This window comes from Streptomyces sp. NPDC054863, assembly GCF_053610825.1.
Map to the genome: position 1 here is coordinate 1 of NZ_JBSGZD010000193.1, position 14,938 is coordinate 14,938.

The following is a 14,938-nucleotide window of genomic DNA, read 5'->3' on the forward strand; positions in this document are numbered from 1 at the left end:
CCCCCACGCTCAAGGCTCCGCGGGGCATTTTGGGGTGTTTGCGATCTTGTTCTCCCCGCCGTGATCCTGAGTGTGTGCCGAGGCGCCCGGCGCTCATCAGCGGTCACAACTCTCTTGGGGGAAACCCGTGTTCGAGTTCGTCACTCAGTTCATCCCGCTCACGCTGGGCACCGTCTCGCTCGTCGCCGTTGCGTCCGACCCGCTCGCGCCCTGCGGCACCAAGGCCAAGCAGGAGGCCGAGACCATCCGCGAGCACCTGCGCGCCGTGGCCAACCACGCTCGCGCCATCATGGTTCTGGTCGCCCGCAAGACTGGCGCCGCCGGAGACCGGTAAGTCAGGCCCCCGGCTACACCCTTCGCTGGGGCACTCGATGCAAGGTGGTGGTCGCTTGGGCTTCCGTGAGGACGCGCTGCGAGCTCGACAGGCCGGGTTCGCAGCCGCACTAACCGGTCGCCCAGCGACCGTCTGCCCGTACCGCGGCGTCGAACCGTTGCTGCGTACTGCGTGGGTGCGCGGGTACGTCGCTGCACGACCACCCACCCCATTTAAGTAATCCCCACCTCTGTTCAGGGGCCGCCGACCCGGCGGCCCCTTTTCCATGTCTGAACGAGCCCTGGAGGGCCGCCCCGCCATGCCCGAGCACTACCTCGACGCACCCCTGCCCATCCACCCGCGTACTGGCGAGTCCGCCCTCGGCTTCCGCCGGGACGGCCGCCCGATCTGGCCCGTCAAGGGAGCGTCCGGCGAGGGTGACGGCGCAGCCCCGCCCGCACCGGAGGGCGCACCGGACGGCGGCTCGGCAACGCCGCCCGCACCGCAAGGTGACCCGGCCGCCGCGGAACAGCTCGCCGACGCCACGCAGCGCGCCGAGCAGGCCGCCGCCGAGCGCGACGAGCTGCGCGCCGCCCTTGATGCCGTGACCAAGGCCCTCAACCCGAACGGCGGCGAGGCCGAGCAGGACCCGACCAAGCTCGCCGCTGCCGTCGCCGAGCGCGACCGGCTGCTCGACGAGAACGCCACCGCGCTCCGTTCGGCACGGGTCGAGCTCGCCGTCGCCCGCGCCGCTGCGGACGCCGGAGCACGCGGCGACCGCCTGCTGAACAGCCGCAGCTTTCTTTCGTCCGTCGCCGAACTCGATCCGTCCGACCCAAAGTTCGACGAGCAGCTCGGCGCAGCCATCAAGACCGCGGTAGAGGGCGACCCCGACCTCTACCGCGCCGGCCCGGCCCCAGCCCCCCGCGGCGGCGCCGAATTCCACGGCGCACCGGGCGGCGAACGTCGCCCGGCCACCCTGCACGACGCCATCGCCGCCCGCCTTAACGGCTGACAGTAAGGAGCCCTGACCCATGGCGATTACGCTCGCCGACGCCAAGCTGAACACTTTGGATGATGTCGACCTCAAGGTGATCGACGAGTTCCGCAAGTCCAGTTGGCTGCTCGACAACCTCACCTTCCACGACGCCGTGAACCCCGCTGGTGGCGGCACAACCCTGAGCTACGGATACACGCGGCTTGTCGCTGAACGGCCCGCGCAGTTCCGGCGCCTGAACACGGAATATCCGGTAGCACAGGCGAAGCGGCAGCGGTTCAGCGTCGGTCTTGCCCCACTTGGCGGGAAGTTCCAGATCGACCGAGTCAATGCCAACCAGGGGCCGGCGGCAACGAATGAAGTCTCGTTGCAGATGGATCAGATGATCAAGTCGGCCCGCGCGTTCTTCTCTGACCAGGTCATCAACGGCAAGCGCATCACCACCCCAGACGAGGAGGAAGGTTTCGACGGCCTAGACAAGGCCCTCGTAGGTTCCTCAACCGAGATGGGCGCCGGTGCCTCGCTGAACTGGACCGGTGCGGCTTTCGGTGCGGATGCAGGCAAGGCACACGATGCGCTCGACACCCTCGACGAGTTCCTCTCACTGCTCGACGACACCCCGTCGGCCCTGATCGGCAACAAGAAGACTCTTGCCCGAATCCGCTCCCTTGCCCGTCGGGCCGGCTACTTCGACCGGTCGCGCAACGAGTTCGGGAAGAACGTCGAGTCGTACAACGGAATCGTGCTGGTGGATCTCGGAGAGAAGTCCGGCAGCAACACCCCCGTGATTCCCGTCGAATCCCGCGACGTCGACGGCGCAGGTGCGGGCACCGCGCTCTCGGGACTGTCCGACCTGTACGCCGTGCGGCTCGGCCTCGACGGATTCCACGGTGTTTCCACGCTCGGCGGCACGCTCGTGCGCCAGTGGCTGCCTGACTTCGCCACCGCGGGCGCCGTGAAGGTGGGGGAGGTGGAGCTCGGCCCCGTGGCGGTCGCTCTCAAGGCGACCCGGGCCGCTGCCGTTCTGCGCAACATCAAGGTGCAGTGATGCCCTACAAGGTCACCGCCCCGCACGAGGGCGACGAGCAGATCGGCAACGTCACCTTCGCCGACGGCCGCGCAACCGCGACCGAGCTCGGCGAGGGGATGCTGCTGTACTTCCGGCGCCACGGCTACACCGTCGAGCAGCTCGACGACGATCCACCGGGCACGCCCCCGGACACCGAGCAGGACGGCCCGTCAGGCACCAAGCCGGCGGGCCGTTCTGCTGCCCGCACCAAGAGGGGGTGAGCGTGGCCCGGCAGCCCTACGCCACCCCCGAGCAGCTCTCGATGTGGCTCGGCACCCCCGCTCCGTCGGGTGCCGAGCGGCTGCTCGCCCGAGCGGGCGAGGACATCGACTCGGCGCTGCTCACCGCGATTTACCGGGTCGACGAAGACGGCGACCCGATCGAGCCTCGCGTCGTGGCCGCGCTCGCGGATGCCACGTGCGCGCAGGTCGAGCACTGGCTCGCCACGGGGGACGACGGCACGGGTGCCGGGGGTGTCTGGGACTCGGTCTCGATCGGCCCGGTAAGCCTGTCGGGGCGCAGCCGCACCCCCTCCGCAGCGTCCGGCGTCGAGCTCGCACCGCGCGCCGACCGTGCCCTGCGGCGCGCTGGACTCACCCCGGGGCGGGTGGTCGCGTGGTGAACCTCCCGCTCTTCCTGCTGCGTCACCGCGTGGTCGTCGAGCCCTACCTCGGCGACGGCGCGTACGGGCCGAGGTACGGCGATCCGGTCGCCGACGTACCCGCCCTGGTGGGCGAGTCCGTGCGCATGGTGCGTACCGCTGACCGCGAAGTGACCAGCACCGCGCAGGTGATCGCCGCCGCGGAACTGCACTGTCCCGTCGGATCGCGCATCACGCTGCCGGACGGCCGCACGTCGACCGCGCTCACCGTTTCCCGCCACACCGCCCCGGGGCTGCCGGTGCCCGCTTGCACGGAGGTGATGTGCGGATGAGCCGTGCCCGGCTGCGCTGGACCGGTGACGCCGCCACGGCGGCGATCCGGCAGGCCGCTGCCCGGGGTCTGCTGCTCGCCGGCGAGCACGTGCTCGGCGCGAGCAGGCAGCGCGTCCCGATCAACGAGGGCACCCTCGAACGGTCCGGCGCCGTCTCGGTCGACGAGCAGCAGATGACCGTCGCCGTCTCGTACGACACCCCGTACGCGCGCAGGGTCCACGAGGACATGACCGCCCGGCACGCCCCGGGGCGGTCGGCGAAGTACCTCGAAAGCGTGCTGCCCGAATCGGCCACGACCGTGCAGGCGATCATCGCCGCGCAGGTACGGCGGGCACTCCGCTAAATCGGCTCGGCATCCATCCAGTGGGCGACAAGCTCTTGCCCTTTGCCCGTAAGTCTTACGATCTTCGAGTTCAAGATCCCTTCCTGGAGTGACTGCCACGTATGCGGGGTGTCTTGGAACTCAATCATCCCGTCATCGAGCAGGTTAGAGACGGTCCATGCCATCTCCGAGTAGATGCGGATCGTGCCCGATTGAGGATGTTGATCAGCATGAAGGGCCGGTAGTTGACTCTCCCGTTGACGGGCGTCAACCATCTGCTGACGACGTATGAATGCCTTCAAGAGCTGGCGCTCAGTATCGGTGTATCGATGGTTGAGGACTTCAAGGTTCGCTTTGTACTGGAGCATTGCTTTGCGGTCGATGTCACCCCTGTCAAAGCGCGTGTGGCACGTAGGACAAAGCGCGATGAGGTTGTCGAAGGTGTGATCCCGGACCTTCGCCCACGGGGTGATGTGCGCGAGCTCCACTGGCGTCTGCCTACAGGTGGGGAGCGCGCAGCGATGCCCGGCTTCCACAAGTACCGCCCGTTTAAGTGCGGTTGGAATTTCAGGTCTGCCTTGAACCATGGTGCCGAGCATAGGCACCCCGAAGGACTTCGCACTCTATGAGTTACACCGTCGACCTGCTCGATGGTTTCGCCCGCCTGCTGCACTCCGCCGGCGTCGGCATCTACCGCCCCGACGGCCTGTACGCCCCGGGCGAGACCGCGATCACCATCGCCGCCCTTCCTCCCTCCCCCGACCGTTGCGTCTGCCTGTCCGCCTATCCGGTCGCCGACTCGTCGGTGCTGACCGACACCACGACCGGCGTGCAGGCCCGGACCCGTGCGGGTGCGGACCCGCGCGAGGTCGACGCCCTCGACGACCAGGTGCACGCCGTCTTGCACGCGTCCGGCCCCCACCTCTTCGGGGCCGTGCCGGTGCAGCTCGTCTTTCGCGTCTCGGCCGCCTCGATCGGCGCGGACGCCTCGGGCCGCTGGGAGCGGACCAGCAACTACTACGCCCGCGCCCACCGGGCGCACCCGAACCTCGAATAGGAGGCGCCTTGAGCACCCCGACGCCGCCGGCCGAGACGATCACCGCGCTTGCCCGCCGCTACCGCCTTGAGATCGACATGGGCACTACGCCGGGCACCCCGATTTGGTCGCTCATACCCGGAGTCACTGAGTTCGCCCCGAAGATCGAACCGACGCAGCAGGAAGTCACGACGTACGACGCCGAGGGGTGGGTCGAGCAGGCCGTGACCATGCTCGCGTGGTCCGTCGAGGCGACGATCGCCCACCGCGCGCACCCGATCACCGGCAAGTTCAACGCCGCGCAAGAGACCCTGCGCAAGGCCGCCCGTACGTTCGGAGCGAAGAGCTACGTCTCGGTCCGCTACTACGACCGCAACGGCGCCGACGACGCGCAGCAGGGCCTCGCACTGGTGACGTGGGAGCCGGACGGGGGCGGCCCCGACGAGGTCGACACCATCAAGGTCACGCTTACCGGGTCCGGCCCGCTGACCGAGATAGCCAACCCCGCAGCCGCAGGCGGGACGTTCTCCAAGATGTCGAAGGAGGGCGAGGCGTAGTGGCGTTCAAGGCCCTCGGCGAGCTCCTCGGCGAGTCTCTGTCCCTTCCGCGCGGCGACACTCTGTACGTGGTCACCGCCCCGTCCGCCGAGGTAGGTCTGCGGACGCAGGCGCTGATCAACGCCGCCGCCGTCGCCGCCGACGGCGGGGCGGTCGACGAGCAGGTGCTCGGCGACGCCGCCGAGCGCGACCTCTACCGCGATGTCCTCGGCGACGCGCACGACCGTATGGTCGCCGACGGCGTCCCGTGGCCCTATCTGAAGCACTGCGCGCTCACGGCGATGGTGTGGATCGCGCAGGACAAGACCGCCGCCGAACGATTCTGGAACGCGGGCGGCGACCCTTCTCGACTGGCCCCGAACCGAGCAGCTCGACGCAGCCGATCGGATGCGGCGAGCTCGACCCCGAGTCGGGGCTCTTCGAGTGGTACGAGTACCCGCAAGGGCACCACCCGAGCCAAGTCAAAGGGCAAGCGAAAGACCTGACTTGGGCCCGGATTCTCGACGAGTGGGAGCTCGTCGAGGCTGATCTGCACGAGGTCTACGGCATCGACGTAGGCACTCCCGGTCTGCTGCAACAACGCTCCTGGCGATGGCTGCGCGTGCGCGTCCTCGCCCTGCTCTCGGCCGAGTCCCGCCTCACCCGCGTGCTCACCCCTCCGCCCGACTCCCCTCCCCCGGGAGGTCAGACCGCCCGGAGGTGATGAGCCATGGCCCTCATGGTCGGCGAGCTCGCCGCGACAGTCGTCATCGACGACTCGCGCACGGGCGCGGGCATGAACCGCGCCCGCGCCACCGTGCAGGCGGGCGGCGACCAGATCGCCGCCACCGCCGACCGGGCAGGGCAGCAGGCTGGCGACAGCCTCGGCGACGGCGTCGCGGACGGCGCGGCCGAGGGCGGCGAGCGCGCCTCGCGCGGCATGGGCACCGCGCTGAAAGGTTTCGCCGCAATGGCGATCGGCGCGGGCATCGGCGCCGCGCTCCTGGCGGGTGTCGGGCAGGCCCTCGACCAGGGCAAGATCCCCGGCCAGTTGCAGGCGCAGCTCGGCACGACCGGACCGGTCGCAGCGAAGTACGGCCGAGTCGCTGGCGACCTGTACGCGGGGGCGATCGTCGACTCGGTGCAGACCGGTGCCGACGTCATCAAGGGCATCGCTCAAAACGGGCTGCTGCCCCCGGAGGCGACCAACGCGCAGATCCAGACCATGAGTCGGCGCGTCGCCGATACCGCCGGCCTCATGGGCGAGGACGTCGGCAAGGTCAGCCGCGCCGTGGGCGTCATGCTCAAGTCGGGCATAGCCAAGTCGGCCGACGAGGCGATGAACGTCCTCGTCAAGGGCACTCAGCGGGGCGCGAATTCCGCCGAGGATCTCCTCGACACCTTCTCTGAATACCCGACGCAGTTCCGGGATTTGGGGCTCGACGCGCAGACCGCAATGGGCCTCATGCAACAGGGGTTGCAGGGCGGCGCGCGCGATGCGGACACCGTCGCGGACGGCTTGAAGGAATTCGCCATCCGCAGCAAGGACATGTCCGAGGGGGCCGTCGAGGCGTTCAAGGCCATCGGGCTCAACGCCGGTCAGATGGCGAAAGTCTTCACGGACGGCGGACCGAAAGCAGCGACCGCACTCGATACCGTCCTCGACCGGCTGCGCAATATCGAGGACCCGGCAAAGCGGAATGCGGTTGCCGTTGGGCTCTTCGGAACTAAGGCCGAGGACTTGCAGGCCGCCTTGTTCAAGATGGACCCGAGCTCGGCGGTAAGCGCCCTCGGGAGCGTTAAGGGTGCGGTCGACGGCGCGGGAAACGCGATGCGCGACAACGCCGCGACGAAATTCGAGATCTTCAAACGGGCGGCGATTCAGGGTGTCGTCGAGCTGCTTGGTACGTACGTCATTCCGGCCCTGATGAAGGGTGCCGAGTGGGTCGGCAGTCTCGGCTCGGCGTTCGCTACCGCGGGCGCGTTCATCTCCCAGCACTCGACCGTTTTCTCGATCGTCGCGGGGGTCATCGGCGCGATTCTCCTTCCGACGTTGATCGTCCTCGCCGTGCAGGCAGGGACGACCGCCGTCGCGGTGGTCGCGAGCTGGATCGCGCAGGGAACAGCCGGAACGGCAGCCGGCGCGCGATTCCTCGCCACCAACGCGATCATCCTCGCCGGGTGGATCGCGCAGGGAGTCGGCGCGGGAGCCGCTGCGGCGCGCGTCGTTGCGGCATGGGTCCTCATGGGCGTGCAGTCCATGATCCAGGGCGCGCGGATGGCCGCTGCCTGGGTCCTCGCGATGGGCCCGGTCGGCTGGATCATCGCCGCCGTCATCGCCCTGGTCGCGCTCATTGTCTCGAACTGGGATGCGATCGTCTCGGCGACGCGCACCGCTTGGGATTGGGTGTGGAGCAAGATCAAGGGAGTGGGAAAATTCCTGCTCGACTTGTTCCTGAATTTCACCCTCGTCGGCATCATTATCAAGCACTGGGATTCCATCAAGGCCGGAACGCAGCGCGCTTGGGATGCAGTCGTGAACTGGGTGAAGGGCGTCCCCGGGGCGATCGTCCGTTTTTTTCTGAACTGGACCCTCGTCGGCTTGATCATCAAGCACTGGGATTCCATCAAAACTGGCGTGGCCCGTAAGGGACTTGAGCTGATCGCGTGGGTGCGCGGACTGCCCGCGACCATCGGACGCGCGATAGGAAATCTGGGACGGCTCTTGTACGACAAGGGCCTCGACGTCGTGCGCGGCTTGTGGAACGGCATTAAGTCCATGGGCGCTTGGCTCGGTCGGCAGCTCGTCAGCTTCGCAAAGAACATGATTCCGGGGCCGATCGCCTCGGCGCTCGGCATCAAAAGCCCCTCGCGCCTTATGCGCGACAAGATCGGCAAGTTCATTCCGGCGGGAATCGTCGAGGGCATCAAGGCAGGGTCCCCCGCGCTCGACCGGACGATGCGCCGACTCATACCCACCCCGGCCGCACCGCAGTTCGCCGCCGCCGGAACACCCGGCAACTCGGCTGCGTCCGGCGGGGGTTGGGGCGGGTCGGTGCACATCGAGAACTGGCACGCGGGCAGCGCGAGCGCGGACCAGACCGCTGCCGCGCTCGCCTGGCACGCCAAGGGCAGGGGGTGACGATGGCCGGCGACCTCGTCACCAGCCCCGGGCATGTCCAGTTCGGCGGCCTGCTGCTCGGCCCCTCTACCCCCTTCCGCTGGTCAAGGCTTGCCGGGTGGGAGGACACCGCCGGGACCGACTCCGGGAACGTCAACCGTGCGGACGGACACGGCGCCTACCCCGGGCACCTGCTCGCGCAGGTCCGAACGGTCACTCTCGACGGCGTCGTGCTGCGCACCGAGCCGGGACGGATGAGCGCAGCCGTAAGGGAGTTGAAGGCCGGAACGGCGCTGCGCGATGACGAGCAGCCTCTCGTCATCAAGCTGGACGACGAGCCGCCGCTGCTCTCCTGGGCGCGCTGTCTGCGCAGCGCGATACCGGTCGCCGCCGGCGGTTACGCCGTGGGCGTCGTCACGGACGGCGCCTTGCAGTTCGAGGCGACCGACCCCCGCAGGTACAGCCTGATCGAGCAGCAGGCCGAGGCCCGCCTGCCGGTGGCCGAGCCGGGTCTCGACTGGCACCTCGACCCTGGCCCCGAACGGCTCACCTATCCGCTGGAGTTCGGGGCCCCAGGAAGCACGGGAACGGTCGTCGCCGTCAACGGTGGTGACGCCCTCGCGCACCCCCTGATCACGTTCCGGGGACCGGTCGCGCTGCCCTCCGTGATGAACCTCGCCACGGGTGAGGCGATCGAGTACGACATCGAGCTCGCCCCCGACGACGTGCTGCTCGTCGACACCGCCGCGGGAACCGTGACGCTCAACGGTTCCGCGTCGCGCCTCTACACCGCGACCGCCCGCTCGGTGCCCGAGCAGCTTTTCCACCTCGCCCCCGGTACGGCCTCGCTCGCGTTCCGCGCGGCCCCGGGGTCGGCCGATCCGCGCGCCGCCTGCTCCCTGCGGTGGCGCTCGGCCTACTGGTAAAGGAGGCGCCGCGTGACTGTGCGCGCCGCATGGCTGCTGCCCACCGGCCAGACACGGGAAGACACCCGCCTCGCCCCGACCGGGGTCATGGTGCCCGACTCGGCGATGACCAGCCGATCCGGGGTGATCGCCGGCGGGAACCCCCTGAACGCGAACGGCGTCGCCGCGATGCAGGTACAGGTCGCCACCGGCCGCGCCCTGGTGCAGGGAACCGCCGCCCAAGGCGCCTACCCGGTCGCCGTGACATCGCCCGAGACGCTCACGCTCTCCGACGGGAACGCGCAGTACGCCCGTATCGACTCGGTCGTACTGCGCGTCCTCGACGGCCTGTACGACACGAACGAGCAAACCCTCGCCCGCGTCGAAATCGTGCAGGGGGAGCCGCTCGCCACTCCGGCACCGCCGAACCTTCCGCCCGCCTCGCTGCGGCTGTGGGACATCACCGTTCCGGCGGGAGTCTCCGCCGGTACCGGCGGCATCACCTGGGGGTCCGCGCTCGCTGACCGCCGCCACTACACAGCCTCGTACGGCGGGATCATCCCCCGGGGCTGGGGCGCCTCGTACGCCGGAAGCTACCCCGGGCAATACCGCGACAACGGGGCCGGACTCGACCGGTGGGACGGAGCCGCGTGGCAGCCGCTCGACGTGTCGGTCGGCTGGACCTCGGTCACCCTCGCCTCGGGCTACACCAACGCCGGCAACGCGCAGGGAACCGTGCGGTACCGGCGGCTGATGATCGCAGGGGTACCTCACGTGCAGTGGCGCGGCGGCGTCTCCTGGGCGGCGTCCGGCAACCCGCCGAACTCCACGTACCCGCTCGCCGGCCCCGTTCCCGCAGCTTGTCGGCCCGCTTCCCTCGTCTCCGTGCCGATCGCTGCCGGTGGCGTCGACATCAAGGCGGACTTTCAGACCGGCGGACTGCTGAAACTGATCGTGAGTCCCGGACTGACGACATGGGCCTCGCTGCACGGCGTGCTCTACCCGCTCGACGCCTGACGGGGGGGTGCCGTTGTCCGCCTCGACGTACCGCGCAGTCCTCTGCGATCTGCGCAGCGACCAAGTCCTCGACGTGCTGCCGCTCACCGAGCTTTCCCTCGACGACTACATAGGGAAGATCGGTTCCGCAACCGCGACCGTTCCCCTGCCGAACCGCAGCATCGCTGCCCGTGCCCGCGCCGCTGTCGAACCGGGGCGAACTGCCCTGTGGATCGAGCGTGGCCGCGAAATCTGGTGGGGCGGCATCCTGTGGACCGCGAACCTCACCGGAGACGAGCGAGGCCGCCTCGGCCTACAGGTGCAGGCCGCCGGGTGGGCGAGCTACCTCGACCACCGCAGCGTCTTCCACACCCAAGAGGCCAAGCAGACAGACCAGTACGACATCGTGCGCGGCTTGATCGCGTACGCGCAGGACACCGAGGGCGGCGACATCAGCATCGAGTACGACGCCGAGCCTTCCGGGGTCCTGCGCGACCGCACGTACCGCCGTTACGACCAGCCGCGGATCCGGGAACTCATCGACCAACTCGGCGCTGTAGAGGGCGGGTTCGAGTGGCGGATCATGAGCTTCCGCGACCCGGGCAGCGGCCGGCGCATCAAGCGGCTGCAACTCGGCTCGCCCGTCATCAAGGCCGGTACGAGCGAGGTCGTGCTCGACCGCCCGGGGCCGGTCCTTTCCTACGGGTGGCCGGTCGATGCCACCGTGCAGGCCACGGCGTGGCAGACGCGCGGCGCCACCGACAACCGCAACCAAGCTGCCGAAAGCCTGCCGTTGCTGTCCGAGCTGCTCGTCGACCGGCCCGGCATCGCCGCCGGGTGGCCGCGCCTCGACGGAACCTCGGACCACTCCACCGTGACCGAGCAGCGCACCCTCGACGCGCACGCCCGAGCCGACCTCGCCGCCGCACGCCGCCCGCAGACGATTCCCGAGGTGACCGTCGCCCTCGGCCGCATCGCCCTTTCCCCCGCCCTGCTCGGCGCGACGATCCGCCTGCGCATCCGCGACGACTGGTTCGCCGAGGGCCTCGACGAGCGCTACCGCGTGGTCGGCATCGCCATTTCACCGCCGCTCCGGGGCCGCCCCGAAACCGCCCGACTCTTCTTGGAGGCCGCCTGAATGGCAGCGATCCCGCTCGACCTGCTCGACCGCCTCCGGGCCGTTGAGCAGCAGGTGCGACAGCTCACCGGGCGTGCACAGATGCGCCCCGCCCTCGACCAGGTCCTGCACGGCGATGTGACCGTCGGCGAGGGAGGCAGATTGCTGGTTCAAGATCCGGACGGAACCAACATCCTTGAGACCGGCCAGGCTGCGGCCGGCGACTGGTTCCTGCGGCTGCGAAGGGACAACGGCTCGACCGCGCTCGGTGTCGGCGCCAACACCTACACGGGTGACGAGACAAAGCAGATGGTGCGCATGTTCAGCCGCAGCGGCCAGGCCATCGCCATGGATGACTACTACGCCGACGAGTACCTCGGCCGTCCGTCCATCCCCATCCCTTGGCAGCCCACCGAGACCACCACCAGCAACTCGACCGCCCCCGTCACGGCATGGGTGGCCGTAGGTCTGGTGCAGTGCGCGGTCTTCTACGTCTCCACCGAAATTTGGTGCCCGGCGAATTCGACAGTGACCGTTGACCTCGAATGTCGGCTGCCCGGAACCGGGTGGGAATCCTGGGCCACGTGGAACATCACCGCAGCAGCGGCCGGGCGCTGGGAAGGCCACGACGTGTCCCGCCCCATGCACGGCATCCGGTATTTCACCTACGCGATGTGGCGACTGCGGCACCACGTCAGCAAGGGGACAGGGTCCACCACCATGCAGGTGTGGGGCGGCTACCAGCGCAACACCGTTGCAGCCAATGAAACCCCCGATCCTCCCACCGCAGCCGCTCCCGCCGCCCTCGCCGAGGCCGAGCCGCGGCTGGCTGCGCGCCTCGCTCCCTCCGCCGCCGAGGCCGAGCCGGGGCTGCGCACCATCGACGACTAAGGAGGCGTCGCCCTGCTCCCCGAATCCATCCCCACCGTGACCGTCTCCGGGCGCTTCCTCACCCCGGACGGCCACCCCCTCTCCGGGTCCGTCACGTTCCGCGCACCCGCCCAGATCACATTTCCCGCCGCTGACGTCATCCTCGGCGGCCCGGTCGTCGCCCAGCTCGACGCGCAGGGCCAGATATCGGCGACCCTCCCCGCCACCGACTCCGGCGGCATGGACCCGAGCGGATGGTCGTACACCGTCGCCGAGCAGCTCGTCGGTATCCCCACCGGCCGCACGTACCAACTGCTGCTGCCCAAGGCGCGGCCGGTCGTCGACCTCGCCGATGCCGCGCCGACCGATCCCACGAAACCGAACTACGTCGGCGTCATCGGACCCCCGGGGCCGCGCGGCGAGCGCGGACAGTCCGCGTACGAGGTCGCCGTCGCCGGCGGATACGTCGGCACCTCGGTTGCCTGGCTCGCGTCCCTCGTCGGACCGCGCGGCGCGACCGGTGCAACCGGAACGCAGGGGGCGCCGGGCACGCCCGGAAAGGACGGCGCTCCCGGCGCTCCTGGCAGCCCCGGGGTGGTGCAGTCCGTGAACGGCAAGAGCGTGGCTGCGGTCGTCCTGGCCGCTGCGGACGTCGGTGCCCTGCCTGCGGACGGGAAGGTGGGCGGGAATCTGTTCCTCTCGACCCCGGTCGTCGATTACCGCGGACTCTCCTTCCAGACCAACGGCCTGAATCGCTGGGTCTACCAAGTCGACGCCGCCGTGGAAGGGCCGGGCGACACCGGGTCGAACTTCGAGCTCGCGGCGTGGTCGAACCTCGGCACGTGGAAATCGACCGTCCTCTACGGGGACCGGTCCACGGGGAACCTCGCGATCGGCAGCAACGTGCTTGCGGCGGGCGCGAAGGTCACCGTTTCCGGCGCCCTCGCTCTGCGCAACGTCACCGCCGTTCCGGCAGCCGTGGCAGGCGCCGTTGTCCTGTACGCCGAGGGCGGGCAGCTCAAGGCAGTCACGGCCGCAGGCGCCCGCGTCACCCTCGCCTGATCCCACCCCGAACTCTTCGCCCCGTCCGGCATCCCGGACGGGGCTTCCGTACCCGAAGGAAGGTCCACACATGGCAACCCCTCTCACCGCAGACCGCTTCCTCGCCGCACTGCGCGGCGAGCAGCTCGACGTCGTCGAGGTCGGCACCTGGAGAACACACAACCGGCAGGGCCACGGCGCATGGGGCCCGATGCACGGCGTGATGATCCACCACACCGTGACCGAGGGCACTGGCAACTCGGTACGGCTGTGCCGCGACGGACACAGCACCCTGCCCGGTCCGCTCTGTCACGGCGTCATCGACAAGGCCGGCCGTATCCACCTCGTCGGTTACGGCCGCGCGAATCACGCGGGCCTCGGCGACGACGACGTGCTGCGCGCCGTCCTCGCCGAGCAGCCGCTGCCGGCCGACAACGAGGCCAACACTGACGGGAATTCGAGGTTCTATGGGTTCGAGTGCATCAACCTCGGCGACAACCGCGACCCGTGGCCCGAGCAGCAGGTCGAGGCGACTGCCCGCGCAGCCGCCGCACTGTGCCGTGCGCACGGGTGGGGCGCCCGCTCGGTCATCGGCCACTCGGAGTGGCAGCCCGGCAAGGTTGACCCGCGCGGGCCGATCGGCAGGACCGGCGGCCCCGCGCTCACCATGGACCGGATCCGTACCCGGGTTGCCGAGCTGCTCACCGCCAAGCCGAGCAAGCCCTCGCCGCCGCCGACCAGGCCGACGCCGCCGTACGCACCGCCGCCGTTCCCGATCGGCCTCGCCCCGGGCAAGGCCACCCCGTCGGCACGGACCTTGCAGCGCGCTCTCAAGGCCGCCGGGTTCATGCCCAAGACCATCGCCGAGGCGGACACCTACGGTCCCGCCACGCAGGCAGCGGTCGGCCGCTTCCACAACGTCCACCCCGCTTACCGGGCGATCGGCAAGGCGTACGACCCGGCGATCGGCACACGCGGATGGGCGGCTCTGCACCGCCTCGCCTACGGCAAGTAGTTCCCCACCACCCCTTACAGATGGAGAGTTCCCCATGACTGACGCGTCCCGCCGCACCGTACGAACCCTCGTGCAGACCGCCCTCGCCCTCGCGGCCGGCCTGCCGCTCATCCTCGAAGCCTCGGGCATCCCGCAGACCGCCGCAGGTGTCGGCGTCGCGCTCGCCGTCGCGGGCGGCATCACCCGCGTGATGCGGCTGCCGGTCGTCGAGAGCCTGCTGCCTGCATGGCTGCGAGCCGAGCCGACCGCCGACGACGAACTGCTGCTCGCCCTTCGCCGGAAGGACACCGCCGAGTGACCACTGCCGCTCCGACCGGCGTTGCCGAGGTCGACGTCGTCGTGCTCTGGTGCGGGGCGATCGTCGCGACGGCCGGTGCACTCGCCGTTGTCTGGCGCGCGGTCCGGCCCCTTCGCCAACTCGCGCGGCGCGTCGAGGACTTCGTCGACGACTGGCAGGGCACCGAGGCACGGCCCGGCGTTCCCGCCCGCCTCGGCGTCATGAGCCGCCTCGGTGCCATCGAGCAGCAGCTCGACGCCGTCGAGCACGAACTGCACCCCAACAGCGGCAGCAGCCTGCGCGACGCCGTCGACCGAGTCGACCACCGCACCGCCCAACTCGCCGACGACAACCCCAACGCATGACGCAGCACGCCCCCGGTACCGGCC

General features: G+C 69.7%; 21 protein-coding genes. 20 read left to right on the forward strand and 1 reads right to left on the reverse strand.

Annotated elements, in window-relative coordinates:
• The first annotated feature begins 127 nt into the window (after positions 1 to 127).
• From ACWGIG_RS27060 to ACWGIG_RS27095, 8 genes are read left to right on the forward strand one after another with little or no spacing between them, the layout of a single operon-like run.
• Positions 128 to 334 (forward strand): hypothetical protein, encoded by a 207-nt coding sequence (locus ACWGIG_RS27060; RefSeq protein WP_453324282.1) that lies wholly within the window; start codon positions 128 to 130, stop codon positions 332 to 334.
• A 37-nt stretch (positions 335 to 371) separates the two neighbouring features.
• Positions 372 to 554: an Rmf/CrpP fold protein gene (locus ACWGIG_RS27065; protein ID WP_453324283.1), complete on the forward strand. Its 183-nt coding sequence runs from the start codon at positions 372 to 374 to the stop codon at positions 552 to 554.
• Between the two features lie 45 nt (positions 555 to 599).
• Positions 600 to 1,328 (forward strand): hypothetical protein, encoded by a 729-nt coding sequence (locus ACWGIG_RS27070; RefSeq protein ID WP_453324284.1) that lies wholly within the window; start codon positions 600 to 602, stop codon positions 1,326 to 1,328.
• Positions 1,329 to 1,347: 19 nt separating this feature from the next.
• Positions 1,348 to 2,358: a major capsid protein gene (locus tag ACWGIG_RS27075; protein ID WP_453324285.1), complete on the forward strand. Its 1,011-nt coding sequence runs from the start codon at positions 1,348 to 1,350 to the stop codon at positions 2,356 to 2,358.
• The gene (locus ACWGIG_RS27080) at positions 2,358 to 2,600 is read left to right on the forward strand and encodes a hypothetical protein (protein ID WP_453324286.1); all 243 of its coding nucleotides are present in this window, start codon (positions 2,358 to 2,360) and stop codon (positions 2,598 to 2,600) included. Before ACWGIG_RS27075 ends, ACWGIG_RS27080 begins: the two co-directional genes overlap by 1 nt.
• Before the next feature lie 2 nt (positions 2,601 to 2,602).
• Positions 2,603 to 3,001 carry a hypothetical protein gene (locus tag ACWGIG_RS27085; protein WP_453324287.1) on the forward strand — a complete coding sequence of 133 codons (399 nt, stop codon included), beginning with the start codon at positions 2,603 to 2,605 and terminating at the stop codon, positions 2,999 to 3,001.
• On the forward strand, positions 2,995 to 3,312 hold the full coding sequence (locus tag ACWGIG_RS27090) for a hypothetical protein (protein WP_453324288.1): 318 nt from the start codon (positions 2,995 to 2,997) through the stop codon (positions 3,310 to 3,312). The genes ACWGIG_RS27085 and ACWGIG_RS27090 overlap by 7 nt, the downstream gene beginning before the upstream one ends.
• The gene (locus tag ACWGIG_RS27095) at positions 3,309 to 3,656 is read left to right on the forward strand and encodes a hypothetical protein (protein WP_453324289.1); all 348 of its coding nucleotides are present in this window, start codon (positions 3,309 to 3,311) and stop codon (positions 3,654 to 3,656) included. Before ACWGIG_RS27090 ends, ACWGIG_RS27095 begins: the two co-directional genes overlap by 4 nt.
• On the opposite strand, the gene ACWGIG_RS27100 is transcribed toward ACWGIG_RS27095, so the two are convergent.
• Positions 3,653 to 4,222: an HNH endonuclease gene (locus tag ACWGIG_RS27100; RefSeq protein WP_453324290.1), complete on the reverse strand. Its 570-nt coding sequence runs from the start codon at positions 4,220 to 4,222 to the stop codon at positions 3,653 to 3,655. The genes ACWGIG_RS27095 and ACWGIG_RS27100 overlap by 4 nt on opposite strands.
• Before the next feature lie 38 nt (positions 4,223 to 4,260).
• On the opposite strand from ACWGIG_RS27100, the gene ACWGIG_RS27105 reads away from it, so the two are divergent.
• The 12 genes from ACWGIG_RS27105 (at position 4,261) to ACWGIG_RS27160 (ending at position 14,914) form a co-directional block, all read left to right on the forward strand.
• Entirely contained in the window at positions 4,261 to 4,692 is a 432-nt protein-coding gene (locus ACWGIG_RS27105; RefSeq protein WP_453324291.1) for a minor capsid protein, read from the forward strand.
• An 8-nt stretch (positions 4,693 to 4,700) separates the two neighbouring features.
• Positions 4,701 to 5,228, forward strand: a complete 528-nt coding sequence (locus tag ACWGIG_RS27110; protein WP_453324292.1) for a phage tail tube protein — start codon at positions 4,701 to 4,703, stop codon at positions 5,226 to 5,228.
• Positions 5,228 to 5,713 (forward strand): DUF7426 family protein, encoded by a 486-nt coding sequence (locus ACWGIG_RS27115; protein ID WP_453324293.1) that lies wholly within the window; start codon positions 5,228 to 5,230, stop codon positions 5,711 to 5,713. Before ACWGIG_RS27110 ends, ACWGIG_RS27115 begins: the two co-directional genes overlap by 1 nt.
• A gap of 224 nt (positions 5,714 to 5,937) precedes the next feature.
• Positions 5,938 to 8,349, forward strand: a complete 2,412-nt coding sequence (locus tag ACWGIG_RS27120; protein ID WP_453324294.1) for a phage tail tape measure protein — start codon at positions 5,938 to 5,940, stop codon at positions 8,347 to 8,349.
• A gap of 2 nt (positions 8,350 to 8,351) precedes the next feature.
• Positions 8,352 to 9,254, forward strand: a complete 903-nt coding sequence (locus ACWGIG_RS27125; RefSeq protein ID WP_453324295.1) for a phage distal tail protein — start codon at positions 8,352 to 8,354, stop codon at positions 9,252 to 9,254.
• 12 nt (positions 9,255 to 9,266) lie between these two features.
• Entirely contained in the window at positions 9,267 to 10,250 is a 984-nt protein-coding gene (locus tag ACWGIG_RS27130; RefSeq protein WP_453324296.1) for a hypothetical protein, read from the forward strand.
• A gap of 13 nt (positions 10,251 to 10,263) precedes the next feature.
• Entirely contained in the window at positions 10,264 to 11,367 is a 1,104-nt protein-coding gene (locus ACWGIG_RS27135) for a hypothetical protein (RefSeq protein WP_453324297.1), read from the forward strand.
• On the forward strand, positions 11,368 to 12,237 hold the full coding sequence (locus ACWGIG_RS27140) for a hypothetical protein (protein WP_453324298.1): 870 nt from the start codon (positions 11,368 to 11,370) through the stop codon (positions 12,235 to 12,237).
• Between the two features lie 36 nt (positions 12,238 to 12,273).
• On the forward strand, positions 12,274 to 13,278 hold the full coding sequence (locus ACWGIG_RS27145) for a collagen-like triple helix repeat-containing protein (RefSeq protein WP_453324299.1): 1,005 nt from the start codon (positions 12,274 to 12,276) through the stop codon (positions 13,276 to 13,278).
• Positions 13,279 to 13,348: 70 nt separating this feature from the next.
• Positions 13,349 to 14,272, forward strand: a complete 924-nt coding sequence (locus tag ACWGIG_RS27150; protein ID WP_453324300.1) for a peptidoglycan recognition protein family protein — start codon at positions 13,349 to 13,351, stop codon at positions 14,270 to 14,272.
• A gap of 34 nt (positions 14,273 to 14,306) precedes the next feature.
• Positions 14,307 to 14,570: a hypothetical protein gene (locus ACWGIG_RS27155; protein WP_453324301.1), complete on the forward strand. Its 264-nt coding sequence runs from the start codon at positions 14,307 to 14,309 to the stop codon at positions 14,568 to 14,570.
• On the forward strand, positions 14,567 to 14,914 hold the full coding sequence (locus ACWGIG_RS27160; protein ID WP_453324302.1) for a hypothetical protein: 348 nt from the start codon (positions 14,567 to 14,569) through the stop codon (positions 14,912 to 14,914). The genes ACWGIG_RS27155 and ACWGIG_RS27160 overlap by 4 nt, the downstream gene beginning before the upstream one ends.
• Positions 14,915 to 14,938: the final 24 nt, after the last annotated feature.